Consider the following 1,208-nt stretch of genomic DNA (forward strand, 5'->3'; position numbering starts at 1 on the left):
ACCAATTTCATTTCTTGCTTTGCTTCATCGAGAGAGCCTTCAACAATTGTTAACATATGAAATACCTCCTAGTAAGCTTTATTGCCGTGTTTGTAACTTCTTTCTTTATTTCTCTCCATTTTCGTGTGAATCGCATCTTCCAAATCAATATTCTTACTGCCGCAAAGGTCAAAAATACGTATGCAAACATCTGCCAGTTCTTCCTCAAAATTCTCTTGGTTGCCTTTTCGGTCAGCTTCAAGTGCTTCTGAAACTTCGCTATGAATAAGAGCCAGTAACGTTCCTGTTTCACGTTGTTCATCGTGCCATCCTTTAGATTTCGCTATCTCATATGCATCAGCACATAATTGGTTAATAGGTTTGTTTATCATTTTCATTCCCCTTTCTTACGCTCGCTGACTTTCTGATAAATATCAGCTAAGAGAATACCTGTTTTAGTAAGATCAGCGTCGTTCTTTATAAGACCCTTTTTATTTAAAGTAGCCATTTGTTTTTCTGTCACAAGGATTAGGTTATCCAATTTAATATTCTGCTTATTTTGATCTGCGAACAGTAGCTTGTGTCCAGGTGGAACAGGACCGTTTGCCTTCTCCCACAATAACTTGTGTTTATGTCTCCATCTTTTTTGCCATGGACCATCATCAGATACCTTGATCAAAACATAACCATCACGATCAATTCTTTCGCTACCAACTGGTTTATAGTTGTGTGCTTTTTGACCTTTCTTAAAAGATGTTTTATTACCTCCAACGTTATATAAACCTTTTGTTCCTTTGTTAGCCGGAACGTTTCCTTTTTTCAAACCGACCTGTTAAACCACTACTTAAATTGTGATTTCTTTTCCAATTTTTCATCTGTCTTGCCGTTATACTTAAACCAAAACGATTGTTAACCAATGCAGCTAGATCAGCATTACCCCTACCAACAACATGACTTTTAATAAATTCAATTTGTTCTTCTGTGAAAAGTTTCAATGCTATCCCTCCAACATTTTAGGAACGTTTGCATCAGCATTGAATCTATCATCTGCTAACTTGTGTGCTTCCAATACTAGTGAGCCATTATCGATGATTTTGGAAGCAACAGAAGTCACTGCTTTAGCTCTATTAATCTCTTCTTCTAGCTTTTCGCCATTTATTTCTTCATCGCTTAATCTTTCCAACTGAGCAAATAAGTGATTATTTAAGTCTCCTAGTGTGTTTTTCATT

4 protein-coding genes are annotated in these 1,208 nt (G+C 36.3%); all 4 read right to left on the reverse strand.

Going from position 1 to position 1,208, the window contains the following annotated elements; all coding sequences use genetic code 11:
• Nucleotides 1-68: 68 nt before the first annotated feature.
• The 4 genes from BUB45_RS19270 to BUB45_RS19280 are packed head-to-tail and all read right to left on the reverse strand — an operon-like array spanning nt 69 to nt 1,207.
• Entirely contained in the window at nt 69-371 is a 303-nt protein-coding gene (locus BUB45_RS19270; protein WP_073013520.1) for a MazG nucleotide pyrophosphohydrolase domain-containing protein, read from the reverse strand.
• 2 nt (nt 372-373) lie between these two features.
• Entirely contained in the window at nt 374-802 is a 429-nt protein-coding gene (locus BUB45_RS19275; RefSeq protein WP_244527784.1) for an HNH endonuclease signature motif containing protein, read from the reverse strand.
• Nucleotides 777-974, reverse strand: a complete 198-nt coding sequence (locus BUB45_RS20575; protein ID WP_244527785.1) for a hypothetical protein — start codon at nt 972-974, stop codon at nt 777-779. The genes BUB45_RS19275 and BUB45_RS20575 overlap by 26 nt, the downstream gene beginning before the upstream one ends.
• A 2-nt stretch (nt 975-976) precedes the next feature.
• Entirely contained in the window at nt 977-1,207 is a 231-nt protein-coding gene (locus BUB45_RS19280; protein ID WP_073013521.1) for a hypothetical protein, read from the reverse strand.
• Nucleotide 1,208 lies beyond the last annotated feature (1 nt).

The sequence above is a fragment of the Virgibacillus chiguensis genome, assembly GCF_900129865.1.
Taxonomy (GTDB): domain Bacteria; phylum Bacillota; class Bacilli; order Bacillales; family Amphibacillaceae; genus Virgibacillus; species Virgibacillus chiguensis.

Coding starts and splice junctions, on each gene's coding strand:
- BUB45_RS19270 (WP_073013520.1), bottom strand. CDS start 371: ATGATAAACAAACCTATTAACCAATTATGTGCTGATGCATATGAGATA.
- BUB45_RS19280 (WP_073013521.1), bottom strand. CDS start 1,207: ATGAAAAACACACTAGGAGACTTAAATAATCACTTATTTGCTCAGTTG.